The 18957-nt window shown below is 43.0% G+C and carries 21 protein-coding genes and 1 tRNA gene; 21 read left to right on the plus strand and 1 reads right to left on the minus strand.

The features are described from left to right. The first annotated feature begins 8 nt into the window (after positions 1–8). From acpS to MHI33_RS02990, 14 genes are all read left to right on the plus strand, one after another. Positions 9–374: a holo-ACP synthase gene (gene acpS, locus MHI33_RS02925; RefSeq protein ID WP_340908976.1), complete on the plus strand. Its 366-nt coding sequence runs from the start codon at positions 9–11 to the stop codon at positions 372–374. 160 nt (positions 375–534) lie between these two features. Next, positions 535–1551 carry a LolA family protein gene (locus MHI33_RS02930; protein ID WP_340908979.1) on the plus strand — a complete coding sequence of 339 codons (1017 nt, stop codon included), beginning with the start codon at positions 535–537 and terminating at the stop codon, positions 1549–1551. Between the two features lie 334 nt (positions 1552–1885). Then, positions 1886–3067 carry an alanine racemase gene (gene alr, locus MHI33_RS02935; protein WP_340908982.1) on the plus strand — a complete coding sequence of 394 codons (1182 nt, stop codon included), beginning with the start codon at positions 1886–1888 and terminating at the stop codon, positions 3065–3067. Positions 3068–3361: 294 nt separating this feature from the next. Continuing rightward, positions 3362–3643 (plus strand): hypothetical protein, encoded by a 282-nt coding sequence (locus MHI33_RS02940; protein WP_003214273.1) that lies wholly within the window; start codon positions 3362–3364, stop codon positions 3641–3643. 4 nt (positions 3644–3647) lie between these two features. Then, positions 3648–3998, plus strand: coding sequence for a type II toxin-antitoxin system endoribonuclease NdoA (ndoA, locus tag MHI33_RS02945; RefSeq protein ID WP_003214169.1), 351 nt, complete (start codon positions 3648–3650; stop codon positions 3996–3998). 114 nt (positions 3999–4112) lie between these two features. Next, complete coding sequence (locus MHI33_RS02950) at positions 4113–4943, plus strand: RsbT co-antagonist protein RsbRA (protein WP_340908985.1); 831 nt, start codon at positions 4113–4115, stop codon at positions 4941–4943. 4 nt (positions 4944–4947) lie between these two features. Beyond that, positions 4948–5316 carry an RsbT antagonist protein RsbS gene (gene rsbS, locus MHI33_RS02955; RefSeq protein WP_003214235.1) on the plus strand — a complete coding sequence of 123 codons (369 nt, stop codon included), beginning with the start codon at positions 4948–4950 and terminating at the stop codon, positions 5314–5316. Between the two features lie 2 nt (positions 5317–5318). Next, positions 5319–5720: an anti-sigma regulatory factor gene (locus MHI33_RS02960; RefSeq protein ID WP_003214085.1), complete on the plus strand. Its 402-nt coding sequence runs from the start codon at positions 5319–5321 to the stop codon at positions 5718–5720. A 10-nt stretch (positions 5721–5730) separates the two neighbouring features. Continuing rightward, entirely contained in the window at positions 5731–6738 is a 1008-nt protein-coding gene (locus MHI33_RS02965) for a PP2C family protein-serine/threonine phosphatase (RefSeq protein ID WP_044140571.1), read from the plus strand. Between the two features lie 59 nt (positions 6739–6797). Next, the gene (locus tag MHI33_RS02970) at positions 6798–7127 is read left to right on the plus strand and encodes an anti-sigma factor antagonist (protein ID WP_044140572.1); all 330 of its coding nucleotides are present in this window, start codon (positions 6798–6800) and stop codon (positions 7125–7127) included. Then, positions 7124–7612, plus strand: coding sequence for an anti-sigma B factor RsbW (rsbW, locus tag MHI33_RS02975; RefSeq protein WP_044140573.1), 489 nt, complete (start codon positions 7124–7126; stop codon positions 7610–7612). Before MHI33_RS02970 ends, rsbW begins: the two co-directional genes overlap by 4 nt. Further along, positions 7578–8366, plus strand: coding sequence for an RNA polymerase sigma factor SigB (sigB, locus tag MHI33_RS02980; protein WP_012009000.1), 789 nt, complete (start codon positions 7578–7580; stop codon positions 8364–8366). The genes rsbW and sigB overlap by 35 nt, the downstream gene beginning before the upstream one ends. After that, positions 8366–8965 (plus strand): PP2C family serine/threonine-protein phosphatase, encoded by a 600-nt coding sequence (locus MHI33_RS02985; protein WP_044140574.1) that lies wholly within the window; start codon positions 8366–8368, stop codon positions 8963–8965. Before sigB ends, MHI33_RS02985 begins: the two co-directional genes overlap by 1 nt. A gap of 76 nt (positions 8966–9041) precedes the next feature. Beyond that, complete coding sequence (locus MHI33_RS02990) at positions 9042–11201, plus strand: Tex family protein (RefSeq protein ID WP_340908992.1); 2160 nt, start codon at positions 9042–9044, stop codon at positions 11199–11201. A gap of 19 nt (positions 11202–11220) precedes the next feature. Here the strand turns inward: MHI33_RS02990 and cmpA are convergent, their stop codons facing one another. Then, entirely contained in the window at positions 11221–11355 is a 135-nt protein-coding gene (cmpA, locus tag MHI33_RS02995) for a cortex morphogenetic protein CmpA (protein WP_113754967.1), read from the minus strand. A gap of 99 nt (positions 11356–11454) precedes the next feature. Here cmpA and MHI33_RS03000 point away from each other — a divergent pair, with 99 nt between their 5' ends. The 7 genes from MHI33_RS03000 (at position 11455) to MHI33_RS03030 (ending at position 18956) form a co-directional block, all read left to right on the plus strand. Then, positions 11455–11928 carry a SprT family protein gene (locus MHI33_RS03000; RefSeq protein WP_065097540.1) on the plus strand — a complete coding sequence of 158 codons (474 nt, stop codon included), beginning with the start codon at positions 11455–11457 and terminating at the stop codon, positions 11926–11928. Positions 11929–12119: 191 nt separating this feature from the next. Further along, positions 12120–13097: a thiamine pyrophosphate-dependent dehydrogenase E1 component subunit alpha gene (locus tag MHI33_RS03005; protein WP_340909001.1), complete on the plus strand. Its 978-nt coding sequence runs from the start codon at positions 12120–12122 to the stop codon at positions 13095–13097. A gap of 20 nt (positions 13098–13117) precedes the next feature. After that, on the plus strand, positions 13118–14155 hold the full coding sequence (locus tag MHI33_RS03010; RefSeq protein ID WP_060595599.1) for an alpha-ketoacid dehydrogenase subunit beta: 1038 nt from the start codon (positions 13118–13120) through the stop codon (positions 14153–14155). Positions 14156–14172: 17 nt separating this feature from the next. Beyond that, a complete protein-coding gene (locus MHI33_RS03015; protein WP_340909004.1) occupies positions 14173–15318 on the plus strand; it encodes a dihydrolipoamide acetyltransferase family protein in 1146 nt (381 codons plus the stop codon). Positions 15319–15336: 18 nt separating this feature from the next. Then, a complete protein-coding gene (gene lpdA / locus MHI33_RS03020; RefSeq protein ID WP_340909007.1) occupies positions 15337–16716 on the plus strand; it encodes a dihydrolipoyl dehydrogenase in 1380 nt (459 codons plus the stop codon). 108 nt (positions 16717–16824) lie between these two features. After that, on the plus strand, positions 16825–18672 hold the full coding sequence (locus MHI33_RS03025) for a sigma-54-dependent Fis family transcriptional regulator (RefSeq protein ID WP_340909010.1): 1848 nt from the start codon (positions 16825–16827) through the stop codon (positions 18670–18672). 209 nt (positions 18673–18881) lie between these two features. Next, a tRNA-Asn gene (locus tag MHI33_RS03030) sits at positions 18882–18956 on the plus strand. Position 18957 lies beyond the last annotated feature (1 nt).

Consider the following 18957-nt stretch of genomic DNA (forward strand, 5'->3'; position numbering starts at 1 on the left):
GGTACCTCATGATCAAAGGAATAGGTATTGATATAGTAGAGATCAACCGGCTCGCGCGCGTGCTTAGCAGACAGCCTCGTTTACCAGAACGGATTTTAACGTTAAATGAACAAGACATCTTTCACGCACTTAGTGAAAAGAGGCAGCTGGAATTTTTGGCAGGACGTTTTGTAGCAAAGGAAGCTTTCGCTAAGGCATATGGAACGGGAATTGGCCGGCATTTAAGCTTTCATGATATGGAAATCCATAAAGACGAACTTGGAAAACCCTTCATCAAAAGCGAAAAGACGAAGGGTGACCAGGTTCATGTGTCCATCACTCACACGAAAGAATATGCTGCTGCACAAGTTTTAATTGAAAGGTTGTCAAGCTAGTCTGCATATTGTTTGTCCCCCCTTCATATATTGGGTAGTGCGATAAGGAAGGGCGAGTTGCTAAAAGGCTTTGATGGTTCGCGGTACGCAGTTAACTCTTGAGGCGTACTGTTAAAGTCAAACAAGCGGTTTCTTCCTTTTAACACAATTAACGAAGGGGTTGAAAAGGGTGAGAAAAAGCTTTGTTTTGCTTGTAACGGGAATCCTTTTTGTACTGATTCTCTCCGCATGCGGTCAAAAATCTCAGCAGGATATCGTTGGAGATTTAAACAAAAAGGCAGAGGAAATGACATCATACAAAGCCAAAGCAAAAATGACCATTGAGACAGGAAATGACCCGCAGGAGTATCAAGTAGAGATTTGGTACAAGAAGCCGGAACTTTACCGTGTCTATTTAGAAAATCCGAAAAAGGATCAGAGTCAAGTCATTTTAAGAAATGGCAATGGTGTGTTTGTGCTGACACCTTCATTGAACAAGAGCTTCCGTTTCCACAGTGATTGGCCGAATAATAGCAGTCAGGTCTACTTATTTGAGTCACTCGTGAAGGATATTAAAAATGACAGTGCCGCTCAGTTCAAAGCGAAAGATTCAAAGTATGTGTTTGAAACCAAAACCAATTATCAGCACAACCAAATGCTGCCTACCCAAGAGATTATTTTTCATAAAAAAACAATGGCGCCTGCCAGTGTGAAAGTGCTGGATAGCGACAAAAAGCCAATGGTGAAAGTGGAATTCTCTCACTTTGAATTCAATAAATCCTTTGGCAAAGATGCATTTGATGAGAAGAAAAACATGACACTCTCTCAAATGGATGTTGCCACAAGTGCAGACCCATCTGACAGCTTTGCGGTGAAAACGCCAGTTGACATGCCAGAGGGTGTGAAAAAGATGGAAGAGAAAGAAATGATGACAGATACCGGGAAGCGTTATGTCATGACGTATGGCGGAAAGAAATCCTTCACACTTATTCAGGAAAAAGCGAGAGTCGCTGAAGCATCTACGCCTGTGACAATGAACGGTGAGCCAGTCGACCTTGGCATGACAGTTGGGGTTCTTACAGATCAATCCCTTTCATGGACATCTGACGGAGTGGACTACTTGATTTCTTCAAGTGATCTATCGAAGGAAGAGCTCTTGATGGTTGCAAAGAGTGTAGAAGGCCAGTCAGCTAAATAAATACCTCAGGCGAGAGCCTTAGAAATGAAAAATCAGCCCTATGCAAGGGCTGATTCAGCGTGTAGACAAACCCTCGCATTCGTTGTCAGGTCTGCGCGCTGGTGCTCACGAATGTTCAATTCGCTCCGCAAAAGTAGCCGCCCTTCCTAGACTTCAAAGGTTTTCTATCACGCTGAAAAGAAGACAAAGTGCTAAAATAAACATCATATTAGCACTTTGTCAACAATCTAAATCAGCCCTATGCAAGGGCTGATTTTTTTGATTTGTTTCACTTTATTCTTGATTTTTAGTATCATATGAGGGGATTGAATCATTCAATAGGGAAGTGTGACGGATGGACACAAATGCCTTTTATAGAGACACATGGGCAGAAATTAATTTATCAGCAATCAAGCATAATGTTTCACATATGAAAGATCATATCGGTCAAAGTGTTCAACTGATGGCTGTGGTGAAAGCCAATGCATATGGACATGGAGATATAGAAGTGGCAAGAGCTGCTCTCAAAGCAGGAGCAGACGTATTAGCCGTCGCCTTTTTAGATGAGGCCGTTTCTTTAAGAAATAAAGGCATCACAGCAAAAATACTTGTACTCGGCGCTGTACCGCCGGAATATGTCAAAGCAGCCGTTCGATACAATGTCATCATGACCGCTTACTCCATCGATTGGCTGAGAGACGTCACCAAAATGGTGAAAGGGCAGATGGGACAACCGATACGTTTTCATTTGAAAATAGACAGCGGAATGAACCGATTAGGTGTGAAAACGATAGAGCAAGTGAACGAAGTGAAAAAGCTTGTCAGCGAGCACTCTTATTTACAGCTGGAAGGCGTATTTACTCACTTTGCGACAGCAGATGAAAAGGATGAAGCCTACTTTGATCGGCAGGTCGACACCTTTCAAACACTGCTTGAGCCGCTTCATACGGACAAGCTGCTCATTCATTGCGCCAACAGTGCTGCAGCTTTAAGGTTTAAAGACGTTTTGTTTAATATGGTTCGCTTCGGCATCAGTATGTACGGGCTGTCACCGTCTGAAGAAATCAAAGATGAATTGCCTTTCAATCTCGAAGAAGCCATGTCTCTTCATACAAAGCTTGCCCATGTAAAGCATATTCAAAAGGGTGAGAGTGTCAGCTATGGGGCGACGTATACAGCCAATCAAGATACGTGGATCGGCACGGTTCCAGTCGGCTATGCAGATGGATGGATCAGGAAGCTGGCAGGAACGGAAGTGCTTGTTGGCGGAAAGCGCCGGAAGATCGCAGGAAGGGTTTGCATGGATCAATTCATGATTGAACTGAAAGACAAGCTTCCAGTAGGGGAGCCGGTCGTTTTGATTGGTCAGCAAGGAGAAGACATGGTATCAGTCGATGAAATCGCCAAAAGGCTTGAAACCATTAACTATGAAGTCACTTGTTCGATTGGCCACCGCGTCCCAAGAGTATATATAGAGGACGGCGAAAGAGTGCATGTGCGGAATCCGCTCCTTCAAGGCGGGCCAAGTTTTTTATAAACAACATTCAAAAGAACGATAGTCAAACTGACTTCGTTCTTTTTTATTCGACAAAAGTAGGGTAAACATTCTCCCTTTTTTAGAGATTTTGGAAATACCGTATGATTTTCGGAAAAAAGCGTATAATGGGAAAGAGGAACTCCATTATCATCTTGATTTACGGGTGGCCGAACGCAATATCATCATCTAAAAAAGAAATCATGAAACAGCTTTGCTTGTGCATTGAATAATGGTATGATTAGTCTTGGAATGGATCGATACGGTATCCGTAAGTTTTGTGGAGGTGTATGTTTTTTGTCTGAATCCAGCGCAACAAATGAAATGAAGATTCGACTGCCGGAGGCTTTAATGTCTGAGATCGAACGAGTAGCAGAGCAGGATAAGGTAACAAGAAATGAATTGATCTACCGAGCGACAAAAACGTATATTCGTGAACGTAATATTCGACAAAATCGTGAATCGATGAGACGCGGCTACATGGAGATGGCGAAAATTAATCTGAATATCTCTTCAGAGGCACAATACGCAGAGTTTGAGGCTGAGAATACAGTTGAGCGATTAGTCAGCGGGGGTTAAACATTTGATTGTTAAACGCGGTGATGTTTACTTTGCTGATTTATCTCCTGTTGTTGGCTCCGAGCAGGGCGGGGTTCGCCCGGTATTGGTGATTCAAAATGACATTGGAAATCGCTTTAGCCCGACTGCTATCGTTGCAGCCATAACAGCCCAAATACAAAAAGCGAAATTACCGACTCACGTCGAAATTAATGCAAAGCGCTACGGCTTTGAACGAGATTCTGTCATTCTTTTGGAACAGATTCGTACAATCGATAAACAAAGATTGACAGATAAAATCACACATCTTGATGATGAGATGATGGAGAAGGTTGATGAAGCCTTACAAGTTAGTTTGGCTCTTATTGATTTTTAATATGGTGAGATATGGTTGCTCTACTGGAGCAACTTTTTTTTGTGTTCAATTTTTATTAACGTTATAATGAAGAAAGACTAAAGAAGAGCTTTAAATGTAAGTAGGGGGTAAAACATGTCGAATCATATCGTGTTAGCTTTTGCAAGAAAGCATCAAAAGGAATTAGAAAAAGAGTGGACGGACATTTTAAAACGACTCGGAGAAAAAGAAACGGACATGATGCTGAACGACAAAATGTATGAAACCATCTGTTCGGAATATGTTCAACTCATCATTACATCTCTTTCAGAGGGGTATAGTGAGGATTTTGAAGAAAAAGTGCAAAATTTTGCTTTAAAAATTGTTCAAATGGGTATATCACTTAAGTTACTGGCAAACGGTCTAACGGAAATCCGTACACATTTATATGAAAAAATGAACGATGACAAAGATACAACACAAGAAAGTCATGACCTCATTTGGCAAATCGATCGATTCATCACACCCATCCATAACGAGATCTTAAACCAGTACTCCATCTCATGGGAAAAAACCGTCAGCCTTCAAAAAATGGCGCTGCAGGAACTTTCTGCCCCGCTAATTCCTGTATTTGAGCACATCACCGTCATGCCACTTGTTGGAACAATTGATACAGATCGTGCGAAAAAAATTATGGAGAACCTGCTCAATGGTGTTGTCAAACATCGCTCAGAGGTCGTCTTAATTGATATCACGGGTGTACCTGTCGTGGACACAATGGTGGCCCACCATATCATTCAAGCGTCAGAGGCTGTGAGATTAGTAGGAGCGAAGTGTTTACTTGTCGGTATTCGCCCAGAAATAGCCCAAACGATCGTTAACCTTGGAATTGATTTATCACAGGTTACAACAAAGAATACCCTTCAAAAAGGAATTCAAACTGCTTTGGAAATGACAAATCGAAAAATTGTTTCATTGGAGGGATAACCAATTGAGAAATCACCCGAAGATTCCAATCTTAAAACTATATAACTGTCTTCTGATTTCAATACAGTGGGAGCTTGATGATCAAACAGCTCTTCACTTTCAAGAAGACTTACTGAATAAAATTCATGAAACAGGAGCAAACGGTGTTGTCATTGATTTAACATCTGTCGATATGATTGATTCATTTATCGCAAAGGTATTAGGTGATGTGATCACCATGTCCAAGCTCATGGGGGCAAAAGTTGTATTAACAGGAATACAGCCGGCAGTCGCTGTGACGCTTATTGAACTTGGTATATCACTGGAAGAAATTCAGACAGCACTAGATCTTGAACAAGGGCTTGAGACACTGAAGCGGGAATTGGGGGAATAGATATGAAAGACCAATCCTGTGTGAAAATATTGACGGAATGGGATATAGTCGCAGCAAGACAATTGGGGCGCAATGTAGCAAAAGAACTTGGTTTTGGAACAGTTGACCAAGCAAGAATTACGACGGCCATTTCAGAATTAGCTCGAAACATCTATTTATACGCTGGTAAAGGTCAGATTTGTATAGAAGAAGTGATGGAGCGCGGAAAGCGTGGACTCAAGGTCATCGCAGCCGATGAGGGGCCTGGCATCATGGATATACGTAAAGTGATGGAAGACGGATTTTCTACATCAGGCGGACTCGGAGCAGGCTTGCCGGGCGTCAGAAGACTGATGGATGAATTTAAATTAGATTCTGCACCAGAACAAGGAACGGAGATACAAGCTGTTAAGTGGCTTCGCTAGGAGGGAAACCATGGATTTTAAGGAGGTAATGGAGCAACGGTACCATCAGCTGCTCAGTCGTTATATCAGTGATTTAACTGAAACATCGCTTTATCAAGCTCAAAAATTTAGCCGTAAAACCATTGAGCATCAAATACCTCCTGAAGAAATAGTGAGTGTTCACCGAAAAGTGATTCAGGAGCTTTACCCTGATTTGCCGGAAGATGTTTTTCATTCACTAGACTTCTTAATTGAAGTCATGATTGGGTACGGACTTGCCTATCAGGAACATTTAACACTTAGAGGCATCCAGCAAGAAATTAAATCTGAAATTGAAATTGCTGCAAATGTTCAGCAAACCCTTCTGGAAACGAAAATTCCAGAAGGAGATACGTTCGATATTGGGGCGATCAGTGTACCGGCAAAACAGATGAGTGGAGATTATTACCATTTTGTAACGGATCACGATACGATTAATATTGCGATCGCAGATGTCATTGGAAAGGGAATCCCAGCTGCGCTTTGTATGTCGATGATTAAATATGCGATGGATTCCTTGCCTGAGTCAGGGAGCGGCCCAACTAAAGTGCTGAAAACCCTTAATCGTGTTGTCGAGCAAAACGTAGACCCAAGTATGTTTATCACCATGTTTTATGGCAGTTATAATAAAGAAACGCATGAATTTAAATATGCATCGGCTGGTCATGAGCCGGGCTTTTTCTATTGCAATCAAGAGAACCAATTTTACGATTTAGATGCAAAAGGGCTTGTCCTTGGAATCGCACCAGATTTTGATTATAAGCAGTATGAGAAGCATTTGGACGTAGGAGATATGGTGATCTTATTCTCTGATGGTGTCACAGAATCTAAGTCGGAGGACGGCTTTTTAGAGCGGGAGGATATCAAAGCGCTTATAGCAGAGCACCTATCCTACTCAGCTCAGGAAATGGTCGATGCCATCTATGCCAGCTTACTCAAGCTACAAGATTTTCAGCTTCACGATGACTTCACTTTACTTGTGCTCAAAAGAAAGGTTTAGAAAGTGAAGATGCGGGTATATAAAATTCTAGGAAACAAGAATTTCGAGGTGAATGCATAATGAATATGACAGTGAAAGAGCATCAAATAGATCAAAAAACAAAAATTAGTGTCAGCGGAGAAATCGATGTGTACTCTGCTCCTCAGCTAAGAGAAACACTCATGCCTAAAGCCGAGGCGGGAGAGCATCTTGAAATTTGTTTGAAGGATGTTACGTATATGGATAGTACAGGATTAGGTGTATTTGTTGGGCTGTTTAAAGCGGCTCAAAAAGCAGGTGGAACACTAAAGCTTGAGAACTTGTCAGAACGGCTTGTAAGGTTGTTTGAAATTACTGGACTAAAGGACATCATTGACATTTCTGCAAAGACAGAGGGTGGGGTACAATGAACGAATCAGTAGATCTAATCGAGATGAAAATCCCAGCGAAACCAGAATACGTAGGCATCATCCGCCTGACTCTTTCAGGCGTAGCAAGCCGAATGGGCTATGTTTACGAAGAGATTGAAGATTTAAAAATTGCCGTCAGTGAGGCCTGTACAAATGCAGTTCAGCATGCCTATAAAGGTGAACATGGCGAAGATGGAGAGGTAGCAGTTCGCTTTCTTGTCTATGAGGATCGTCTAGAAATCATTGTTGCTGACAAAGGCGGTAGCTTTGACTTTAAGCAAAAGCAGGAAGGATTAGGGCCTTACACATCTGCTCATACGGTGGATCAATTGGCAGAAGGAGGTCTTGGTTTATACTTAATGCAAACATTGATGGATGAAGTCGAGGTGCAAGCAAACTCCGGAGTTACCGTTGCGATGACAAAGTTTTTAAACAGGGAGCGAGTTGACCATGACACAACCATCCAAAACTATGAAACTAACTAAAGATGAAGTGGATCGCCTTATCCAAAGCTATCAATCCAACCAAGATGAGCAGGCGCAGCTCACGCTGGTCGAATGCTATACAAACTTGGTCGATATGTTGGCAAAAAAATATTCAAAAGGAAAAAGCTTTCATGAGGATCTCAGACAAGTTGGAATGATTGGTTTACTTGGCGCTATTAAGCGATATGACCCACTCGTCGGTAAATCATTTGAAGCCTTTGCCATTCCAACCATCATTGGGGAAATCAAACGCTTTTTACGAGATAAAACATGGAGTGTCCATGTACCAAGGCGGATCAAAGAGCTTGGACCAAGAATCAAGATGGCCGTTGATCATCTGACAACGGAGACGCAAAAATCACCTAAAGTTCAAGAAATTGCAGAATATCTAGATGTGACAGAGGAAGAAGTACTGGAAACCATGGAGATGGGCAAAAGCTATCAAGCACTGTCTGTTGACCAAGGCGTAGAGGCTGATTCTGAAGGAAGTACAGTCACCATTTTAGACGTTGTCGGCTCACAAGAAGAGGGCTACGAACGTGTAAACCAAAAAATGATGCTTGAGAGTGTGCTTCATGTTCTGACAGATCGAGAAAAAGAGATTATCAACCTGACTTATTTGCAAAATAAGAGTCAGAAAGAAACAGGCGATTTACTAGGGATATCCCAAATGCATGTATCGAGACTGCAACGGAAGGCAGTTAAAAAGCTACGAGATGCATTATCAGAAGATGCGTCTATGGAGCTAGGGTAATGAAGCAGATTGAACAGCACGAGCATGTGAATGCCATTATCTATCAATCGAATAAAGAAGGGAAATCATGCTGTGGGGACAGTTTTTTTATTAAAGCAGATGATGAAGAACTAATTTGTGCTGTGGCAGACGGATTAGGCAGCGGTCAGTTCGCCAATGAATCATCTTCTTTAGTCAGCGAAATTGTCGAAGAATATGGACATGAGGATATGACGACCCTCATCGAAAGATGCAATCAGGCGATGAAAAATAAACGCGGAGCCACAGTTGCGATCTTAAAGGTGAATTTTTCCCAGCAGCAATTTACCTATTGTTCGGTTGGTAATATTCGGTTCATCTTGAATGCTCCTTCTGGCGACTATATTTATCCACTTCCGACATCAGGATACTTATCAGGGAAACCTAGAAAATATAAAACATACACCTATTCCTACGAAAAAGGATCAACATTCATTATGTATTCAGACGGATTGAATGTGCCAAACATGAGAATGTGTTTAAAGCATAGTCATTCAGTTGCAGACATTGCCAAACAACTTGAAACATACACACAAGACAAGAAGGACGATCTCACCTATGTACTTGGTCAGCTCACGTAAAATAGCTGACCTTTTTTCTGTTTTGCCGATTTTTTTGATACACTAAAAGAGAAGACACAGTGAGGGGATGCAAAGTATGAAGACATCTGACTTTTTATTGAAACAAATTGCAACAGAATTAAAGCTTTCAACAAAACAAATTGAAAGTGTCATCAAGCTCTTAGAGGATGGCAACACCGTCCCGTTTATTGCCCGTTACCGGAAAGAGCAGACAGGCTCACTGGATGAGGTGCAAATTCAAACCATTTCAGAGCGCTATACATATATCCAAAATGTCATGAACCGAAAAGAAGAAGTCATCCGATTAATTGCAGAACAAGACAAACTGACGGATGAATTAAAACAAAAAATTGAGCAGGCTCATAAACTGCAAGAGGTCGAAGATTTATACCGGCCATTCAAACAAAAACGTAAAACAAAAGCAAATGTAGCCAAAGCAAAAGGGCTCGAGCCGCTGGCTGAATATGTACTCACGCTGCCAAACGATGAGATCGAGAAGAAGGCCGCTTCTTTTATCAACGAAGAAAATGAAGTAACAAGTGTAGAAGAGGCACTTGAAGGCGCGCAGCACATCATTGCTGAACAGCTGGCAGATGATCCTGATATGCGGAAATGGATTCGCAGCGAAACGTATCAAAAGGGCAGTCTAGTCACATCAGGAAAAGACATCGAAAGCGATGAGAAAAATGTCTATGAAATGTATTACGATTATCAAGAGCCCATCAAAAAGATAGTACCTCACCGTGTACTAGCGGTTAATCGTGGAGAGAAAGAAGGCATCTTAAAGGCAGCCATCGAGCCACCTGCTGAAAATATTCGTTTCTATCTCGACAAACAAGTCATAAAAGGCAAACAGACGACGGCGAGACCGTTTATCGAAGCGGCAATTGACGATGCGTATAAACGCCTCATTCAGCCTTCCATCGAACGAGAAATACGCAAAGAGCTGACAGAAAAAGCAGAAGAACAAGCGATTCATATTTTTGCTGAAAACTTAAGAAAACTACTACTTCAGCCGCCGATGAAAGGGAAACGTGTACTTGGAGTGGACCCTGCGTTTCGTACAGGCTGTAAATTAGCCGTCGTGGATGATACGGGCAAAGTCCATCAGATCGGCGTCATTTACCCGCATCCGCCTGTGCAGAAAAAAGCGGAAGCCAAACAAAAAGTGAAAGAGATCATTCAATCATCAAATATTGAAGTCATTGCGATTGGAAACGGAACAGCCTCAAGAGAGACTGAACAATTCATTGCAGACCTCATTCAAGAGTTGGATCAGCCGGTCTCCTATTTGATCGTGAATGAAGCAGGAGCAAGCGTATACTCTGCGTCTGCACTGGCGCGAGAAGAGTTTCCAGACCTGCAAGTCGAAGAACGAAGCGCCATATCCATTGCTCGAAGGTTACAAGATCCTTTAGCAGAGCTCGTGAAAATTGATCCGAAGTCTGTCGGAGTGGGTCAATACCAGCATGACGTGAGCCAAAAGCAATTAAACAGCTCGTTAACCTTCGTGGTAGAGACGGTCGTCAACCAAGTCGGTGTGAACGTCAATACGGCCTCACAGGCGCTGCTGCAATATGTGTCAGGTCTTTCAAAAGCCGTCGCAGGGAATATCATCAAGCGCCGCGAAGAGATTGGGAGATTCACAAGCAGAAAAGAGCTAAAGGACATTCCAAGACTTGGGGCAAAGACTTATGAGCAGTGTATCGGTTTCCTGCGCATCGCAGATGGACAAGATCCACTTGATCGGACAGGTATTCACCCAGAGAGCTATAAAGAAACAAAACAGTTCTTACGCATGATCAAGATGACACCAAATGATCTTGGCACAGAGCAATTAAAGGAGAAAATCGCAGAGGTCAAACTGGACGAAGCAGCAGAGCAGCTTGATATTGGTATCATTACACTTCAGGACATCATCGATCAGCTGACAAGACCTGAGCGTGATCCGCGCGATGAAGTACCAAAACCTCTTTTGAAAACAGATGTGTTGAAATTGGAGGACTTGAAGCAAGGAATGGAGCTGCAAGGAACGGTAAGAAACGTCGTAGACTTCGGCGCATTCGTTGATATCGGTGTAAAACAGGACGGGCTTGTCCATATTTCTAAACTCAGCAGCCGTTTTGTGAAGCATCCGCTTGACGTTGTATCAGTTGGTGACATTGTGACTGTATGGGTGGACTCCGTTGATCAGGTAAAAGGCCGCGTTGCCCTCTCCATGCTGAAACCAGAGTAAACAAAAAACGAGGCGCACCTTAGGATGGGGTGTGCCTTGATGTGACTGAATGTTTTTTTCTGTAGAAGTACCAGCATTGATTCAGCAACTTGATTTGGTAATGATTTTTTTCGAAAAAAGCCTTCTGCATCTGAGTTTTCAGCCAGTTGGGCATCGCCCATTCCTCCTTTGATCAAAACAGTGGGTGTACCTTCAATGTATGCAAAGGGGAAATTGTCCTGTTCGGTGTTTTTATAGAAAGGAACGATCTTGATTGAAGGAGAGCGAGTTACAGCAGTTAACAGAGCATATTTCTGAGCATTTCTTTGGTAAGGCATTCCGCCATCAGGCTGTTTTTAATGACCGTCTCAAAACGACAGGCGGGCGATATTTACTTGGTACACACAATATCGAACTGAACCGCCGATACCTAGAGGAACATGGACGAGAAGAATTAATCGGGATCATTAAGCATGAGCTGTGTCATTATCATCTGCATCTTGAGGGGAAAGGCTATCAGCATCGTGACCGTTCCTTTAAAGAGTTATTAAAACAAGTAGGAGCCCCGCGTTTTTGTACACCGCTAAAGACCGTACAAAATAAACGGCGTGTACAGAAACGGCATGAATATGTCTGCACAGGATGCGGTCAGTATTTTATCAGGAAAAGACGGTTTGATACCTCTCGTTATGTGTGCGGCGTCTGCAAAGGAAAATTAAAATGGAAGCGTACAATCGGTTCAGAGTGATAAGCATTCCTTTAGGGATGCTTTTTTTGTGAGATGAAGTAGACACATTGAGACAAATAGAGACGCAAGTCTCATTTTGTCTCTTTTTTGATCGATGTGAATCGCTCAAAGCCTAGGCTTTCAAGCGCCATGATGTTGGCACGCTTTTTGCTTGTATAGAAGTGCAAGCAAAAAAGATAGGAGGTTTTATCATGGAAATGGCACTCACAAAAGAAAAAGCCGTTTGGATGTATCAAAAAATGCAGGAAATCCGCCAATTTGAAGATCAAGTACACACGCTTTTTACAAAAGGGATCTTGCCAGGTTTTGTCCATCTTTATGCTGGTGAAGAAGCTGTTGCTGTCGGAGTCTGCGCTCATCTGAATGAACAAGACAGTATTACAAGTACTCACCGTGGCCACGGTCATTGTATCGCTAAGGGCTGTGATCTAAAAGGAATGATGGCAGAAATCTATGGAAAAGCCACAGGCCTTTGTAAAGGAAAAGGTGGATCTATGCACATTGCAGATTTTGATAAAGGAATGCTCGGTGCCAACGGAATTGTTGGAGGCGGCTTTCCACTTGCGTGCGGGGCAGCCCTCACAGCTAAATATAAAAAGACAGATAATGTAAGCGTTTGCTTTTTTGGGGATGGTGCAAACAATCAAGGGACTTTTCACGAAGGAATCAACCTCGCCGCTATCTGGAAACTGCCAGTCATTTTCATCGCAGAAAACAATGGTTACGGGGAAGCGACGCCATTTTCCTATGCTTCAAGCTGCAAATCGATTGTGGATCGAGCCGCCAGTTATGGTATTCCGGGTATTCAAGTAGATGGAAAAGATGTGACAGCCGTTTATCAAGCAGCAGAACAAGCGATAGAACGAGCAAAAAATGGAGAAGGTCCGACATTGATTGAATGCATGACATATCGGAATTATGGTCATTTTGAAGGAGACGCCCAGCGCTACAAAACAAACCAAGAAAAAACAGAACACCAAGAAGAGAAAGATGCCATCACGCTTTTTAAAAATGAATTATTAAAGGAGCAGCTGCTGACGGATCAAGAGATATCAAGTATTGAAGCGGCTGTAGCAGAAGCGATAGATGAAGCGGTTAGATTCAGTGAAGAAAGTGAATATCCAGATCAATCCGAATTATTGACCGACGTGTATGTTTCGTATCGATAAATCAGAAAGGGGAGAGGGAAATGACAAGAGAAATCAGCATGTCTAGTGCTTTGAATGAAGCGATTAAACTGGCGATGAGAAGAGACGAAGATGTCATTTTAATGGGAGAAGATGTTGCGGGAGGCGCTCATGTAGATCACTTACAGGATGATGAAGCATGGGGCGGTGTTCTTGGTGTAACGAAAGGAATCGTACAGGAATTTGGACGTGAGCGTGTCCTTGACACACCGATTAGTGAAGCTGGCTATGTTGGTGCGGCTATGGCAGCTGCGTCAACAGGGCTAAGACCAATTGCGGAGCTTATGTTTAATGATTTTATCGGTACTTGTCTGGACCAAGTCCTGAATCAAGGCGCAAAATTTCGATACATGTTTGGCGGAAAAGCAGAGGTGCCAATCACGATTCGAACGACACATGGGGCGGGTTTTAGAGCAGCTGCCCAGCATTCGCAAAGTTTGTATGCACTATTTACAAGCATCCCTGGATTGAAAGTAGTTGTGCCTTCTTCACCATATGATGCCAAAGGGCTGCTGCTGGCAGCGATCGAGGATCAGGACCCTGTCATCTTTTTTGAAGACAAGACGCTTTACAATATCACAGGAGATGTGCCGGAAAGGTATTACACACTGCCACTTGGGAAAGCAGATGTGAAGAGAGAAGGATCTGATGTAACCATCTTTGCAGTAGGCAAACAAGTGCATACAGCACTCGAAGCAGCAGAAGAGTTAGCTGCTCAAGGTATTGAAGCGGAAGTGATTGATCCAAGAAGCTTGTCGCCGCTCGATGAAGAGGCCATTCTGACTTCAGTAGAAAAAACAAATCGACTTGTCATTGTCGATGAAGCAAATCCAAGGTGCGGAATTGCCGCAGATATCTCTTCTTTGATTGCAGATAAAGGATTTGATTTACTTGATGCTCCAATCAAAAAAGTGACGGCTCCTCATACACCGGTACCATTTTCACCACCTCTTGAAGATATATATCTGCCAACACCTGATAAAGTTGTGAACACCGTATTAGAGATGATTGGCAAGAGTCATGACAAGATCTTGAACTAAAGAAAGGAGAGAGGGAGATGGCTGTCGAAGTTGTGATGCCTAAATTGGGCATGTCGATGAAAGAAGGAACGGTATCTGTCTGGAATAAGGAGGTTGGTGAGACCGTAAATAAAGGAGAAAGCATTGCAAGCATCAACTCCGAAAAAATTGAAATGGAGATCGAATCACCTGCTGAAGGAACCATATTGGATATAAAAGTGTCAGAGGGAGAAGGTGTACCGCCTGGCACGGTCATCTGCTATATCGGTGAAGGAAATGAACCAGTGGAGGAAAAGAAAGCTAGAGACAACCAGTCAAAACCAAAGAAAGAGAGAAAGAAAATCTCACCTGTTGCCCGTAAAATGGCGAATAGCGCAAACCTAGACATTGATACGCTCGTGGGGACAGGACCAGGTGGAAGAATTACGAAAGAGGATGTGCTTCATGCACTTCCTGAACGGGAAGAGAAAAAACAAAAAGAGAAAAAACAAAAAGAGACAGAGCATCAGCCTATTAACATGATGCGGAAAACAATTGCCTCAAGAATGATGGAAAGCCTGCAAACAAGTGCACAATTAACCATTACGATGAAAGCGGACGTGACACAACTTACAAACTTACAACAACAGCTAAATGAAACAGCCATAGCACGTTACGATACAAAGTTGACCATCACCGATTTTGTAGCCAAAGCAGCGATCCTTTCGTTGTTAGAACATCCTGCGATGAACAGTCAATATCATAACGGAGTTTTGGAAACCTTTGAGAATGTTCATCTTGGGATTGCTGCTGCGTTAGATAACGGATTGGCTGTACCGGTCATTCAGCATGCGGAGCGGTTAACGCTGATAGAGCTAGCGAAGAGCATTAAATTGTATGGCCAAAAAGCACGTGAAGGAAAGCTTCTCCATGATGAAATCCAAGGTTCGACCTTTACATTGACCAATCTTGGAGCCTATGGTGTAGAGTATTTCACGCCAATTTTGAATCCGCCGGAAGCAGGTATCCTGGGCGTCGGAACAATGTATGACACCCCGGTTTATCGAGAGGATGAATTGTGCAAAGGGACCATCCTGCCTCTCAGTCTTACGTTTGATCACCGCGTGCTGGACGGAGCGCCGGCGTCCGCATTTTTATCAACGGTCAAAGCACATTTAGAAGAACCAATATCCACTCTTTTATAGGAAGAAGGTGAACGTACCATGACACTGGTCATTATAGGAGGCGGACCAGCAGGTTATGTGGCAGCCATAACAGCCGCCCGTTTCGGCAGGGAGGTTGTGTTAATTGATCAAGGTCAGCTGGGGGGGACCTGCCTCAATGAAGGCTGTATTCCGACCAAAGCACTTTTGCAAAGTGCCGATATGTATGAGCATGTGAAATCGGCTGGACATTTTGGAATTGAGCTTCCAGAACATGAGCCTATCATCCAATGGAATGCTGTCCAAAAACGGAAGCAGTCTGTCGTCAAGCAGCTCACTGATGGTGTTCGCTACTTGATGAATAAAAACAAAGTCACCGTGGTAAATGGGAAGGCTTCATTTCTATCAGCACATGAGCTATTGATAGAAAGTGAAGGGAAGTCTGACATCATTCAAGCAAAACAAATCATTATTGCATCAGGGGCAGCGCCTGCTGCTTTACCTTTTTCACCTTTTGATGGCGAATGGATCATTCACAGCAAGGATGCCATGTCACTTTCTTCGATACCAGATTCGCTTTGCATCATTGGGGGCGGGGTGATCGGCTGTGAGTTTGCGAGCATCTTTAGCAGAATGGGATCAAAGGTTGTCATGGTTGAACGGGCAGTGCACATTTTACCTGAAGAAGATCGTGATACAGCACAATGTCTTCACGATGAGCTCGAAGAAACGGGTGTAGACATTTTGACGTCCGCCGCAGTCAAACAGCTTGATTGCTCTTCAAGAAAAGTAGTGGTGGAGAATAATCAAGGAGAGCGGTGTGAAATCCAGTCGGATCTTTGCTTAGTGGCCATTGGCAGAAATCCGCAGCTTGGAGAATTGAATCTTGATCAGGTTGGTATTGATTTTGATAGAAACGGCATCTACGTCAATGAACATATGCAAACCAATCACCCGCATATCTATGCGTGCGGTGATGTAACAGGTGGGGTCCAGCTTGCTCATGCTGCTTTTCATGAAGGAACGGTTGCGGCATCCCATGCATCAGGAGAACATGTAAAGGTCAATGAGCAAGTAATTCCGAGGTGCATCTACACCTCTCCAGAAATCGCCAGTGTTGGTTTAAATGAAGAGAGTGCTAGAAAACAATATGAGGAGATTCGGATAGGGACATGTGCATTTTCTGCAAATGGAAAAGCATTAATCTTAAATCAACCGGCCGGTCAAGTAAAGGTCATTGTTGAACCGCAATATCAAGAAATATTAGGCATTTCAATCATCGGACCGCATGCAACAGAACTGATTGGACAAGCGGCGGTGATGATGCATACAGAGCTGACCGCTGATGCATTAGAGCAGTTTATTGCGGCACATCCGACACTTTCAGAGGCGATACACGAAGCCTTGCTGCAAACCATTGGACGAGCGGTACACTGCTGAAAAAGGCTTCTTTTCTATCCGATTGACTTCTTGGGTTAGCTAATGATAATTGAAAGCGCTTTTATAATTATCTATAATGAATAAAAAGCCCCTAGAGGAGAGGATGGAATGAATCCGACGCCTTGTTATTTAAATACGTGGAAACGTTTTGTTCGTGAAGGTTTGCTTGATCAGTCTCGTCTGAATAAGAGAGTGGTGGAATCATGGCACAGGTGTAAACAGGCAAATGTGAATCCGTATTTAGATAAAGGACAGTCGTTGTTAGAAAAGGAAAGATTCAGTGCCCAAAAAAAGAAATATTCATTATTCCTAAATGCGGCTCTCCCTTACTTAAATAAAATCAGTCAGCAATTAAAAGAATCTGACATGCTGGCCTTACTCATCGATGCAGACGGTTATGTGTTAAGTCTGACAGGAAGCGAAAGAACGATGGTGGAAGCAAGAAGAATAAATTTTATGGAGGGTTCACGCTGGACCGAAACTGATGTAGGGACAAATGCGATCGGAACGGCACTCGTCATCGGAGAAGCGGTGACGATCAATGGAACTGAGCATTTTTCTATCGCCTCTCACCATTGGAGTTGTTCAGCCGCTCCTATTCGCGATGCAGACGGTACAATCATAGGGGTGATTGACATCTCCTGTATGACGGATAACAAGCACCCTTTTATGCTTGGAATGGCTTCAACGGTTGCTTATGCCATCGAGAGAGAAATTCAAGTCCAGCAAAAAAGGAGGGAGATGGAGCTAATCACTCACTGTCTCCAGCAGGTGGAAGTAGACAAACCGTATGTGGTCTGTAATGAAAAAATGCAAATTGTTTCTGCCAGCAGGTCGATTAGAGAACGATTTTCAGACTGGTATGGAATGGATGTCGAGCGGCTTAAGGATCATCCATTTGTTATCAGAGGGAAGCAGATCATTCAATCAGAGCACGATGGAAAGATGCTAGGCATATCCCTTTCCCTTGAAGAAGCAGCGAAAAGCAGCATAACCGTTTCTTTTGCTCAATTTCCCGGGGAATCCGGAACAAGTAAGGTATTTCAACAGACGCTCAGCGAAATGAAACGAGCGGCACAAACAGATGCAAATGTATATATTTGGGGAGAAACAGGTACAGGAAAGGAACTGGCCGCTAGAGCTATTCACTCAGCCAGTGAAAGGCATAGAGGGCCGTTTATTGCTGTTAATTGCGGAGCCATTCCTGAAAGCCTTTTAGAAAGCGAATTATTTGGCTATGCTGAAGGGGCTTTTACAGGGGCAAAACGTCATGGAGCTAAAGGGAAATTTGAACAAGCTCATAAAGGAACACTCTTTTTAGACGAAATTGGCGAAATCACATATGCGATGCAAGTAGCGCTTCTTAGGGTGATAGAAGAAAGGAAAGTCGTACCGCTCGGCGGGACACACGAAACCCCTTTGGATATTAGAATCATTACTGCGACACACCGTAATATGAACGAACTGCTGAAGGAAGGAAAAATACGAGAAGACTTGTATTACCGTCTTCATGTCTATCCAATCAACATCCCGCCGCTTAGAGAAAGAAAAGAAGACATTCATGATTTATATCGTTATTACCAAAAGAAGCACCACTGGCATGCGGCGTTTCCTGAATCATTTTTTCAGAAATTACAGGAGTATCATTGGCCAGGAAACATACGAGAGCTTTTTAACCTATTTGAACATCTTAGGGTCCTCTTTCCGCAAGGCGGATGGATTGGTGAATCGCAATATGCTTCAGTATTAGAGGCGATTGATCAGAAAAAGCAGAAGCTGCATCCAGCAGAGTGTACTGAAACTCCAAAAGAACTCACATTCAGGGAACGCATTCAAAAGCAAACAGTGATAGAAGCACTGCATAAAACAAAAGGTCATGTGTCAGAAGCAGCGAGGTTAGCAGGAGTGCCAAGAAGTACTTTTTATAAATGGATGAGAAAGTTTCATCTGTCTTAATCTCATGGAAGGCTGCATCAAGGCCCTTGGTCTACGTGAAGAGGTCGGGGGCTTTATGCCAAGTTAAACAAATGGCATGGAAAAAGGCTTGACTGTTATATTAGTATATGTTAAATTATAAAAGCCGTCGCAAATGAAGTAGGGATGAAACGCTTAAAAATTCTTGACACATTTTTCTGGCATATATATAATGAAACATGTCTTATTATTCCGCAGTAGCTCAGTGGTAGAGCTATCGGCTGTTAACCGATCGGTCGTAGGTTCGAGTCCTACCTGCGGAGCCAT

This window comes from Bacillus sp. FSL K6-2971 (assembly GCF_038006405.1).
Lineage (GTDB): Bacteria > Bacillota > Bacilli > Bacillales > Bacillaceae > Bacillus > Bacillus pumilus.

Bases quoted from the DNA above. Each gene is read 5' to 3' on its own strand.
- sigB (WP_012009000.1), top strand. From the start codon at position 7,578: ATGACACAACCATCCAAAACTATGAAACTAACTAAAGATGAAGTGGAT.
- MHI33_RS03005 (WP_340909001.1), top strand. From the start codon at position 12,120: ATGGAAATGGCACTCACAAAAGAAAAAGCCGTTTGGATGTATCAAAAA.
- MHI33_RS02960 (WP_003214085.1), top strand. From the start codon at position 5,319: ATGAAAGACCAATCCTGTGTGAAAATATTGACGGAATGGGATATAGTC.
- alr (WP_340908982.1), top strand. From the start codon at position 1,886: ATGGACACAAATGCCTTTTATAGAGACACATGGGCAGAAATTAATTTA.
- MHI33_RS03015 (WP_340909004.1), top strand. From the start codon at position 14,173: ATGGCTGTCGAAGTTGTGATGCCTAAATTGGGCATGTCGATGAAAGAA.
- MHI33_RS02965 (WP_044140571.1), top strand. From the start codon at position 5,731: ATGGATTTTAAGGAGGTAATGGAGCAACGGTACCATCAGCTGCTCAGT.
- MHI33_RS03025 (WP_340909010.1), top strand. From the start codon at position 16,825: ATGAATCCGACGCCTTGTTATTTAAATACGTGGAAACGTTTTGTTCGT.
- cmpA (WP_113754967.1), bottom strand. From the start codon at position 11,355: ATGCCCAACTGGCTGAAAACTCAGATGCAGAAGGCTTTTTTCGAAAAA.
- rsbW (WP_044140573.1), top strand. From the start codon at position 7,124: ATGAACGAATCAGTAGATCTAATCGAGATGAAAATCCCAGCGAAACCA.
- acpS (WP_340908976.1), top strand. From the start codon at position 9: ATGATCAAAGGAATAGGTATTGATATAGTAGAGATCAACCGGCTCGCG.
- MHI33_RS02950 (WP_340908985.1), top strand. From the start codon at position 4,113: ATGTCGAATCATATCGTGTTAGCTTTTGCAAGAAAGCATCAAAAGGAA.
- MHI33_RS02985 (WP_044140574.1), top strand. From the start codon at position 8,366: ATGAAGCAGATTGAACAGCACGAGCATGTGAATGCCATTATCTATCAA.
- MHI33_RS03010 (WP_060595599.1), top strand. From the start codon at position 13,118: ATGACAAGAGAAATCAGCATGTCTAGTGCTTTGAATGAAGCGATTAAA.
- MHI33_RS02970 (WP_044140572.1), top strand. From the start codon at position 6,798: ATGAATATGACAGTGAAAGAGCATCAAATAGATCAAAAAACAAAAATT.
- lpdA (WP_340909007.1), top strand. From the start codon at position 15,337: ATGACACTGGTCATTATAGGAGGCGGACCAGCAGGTTATGTGGCAGCC.
- MHI33_RS02990 (WP_340908992.1), top strand. From the start codon at position 9,042: ATGAAGACATCTGACTTTTTATTGAAACAAATTGCAACAGAATTAAAG.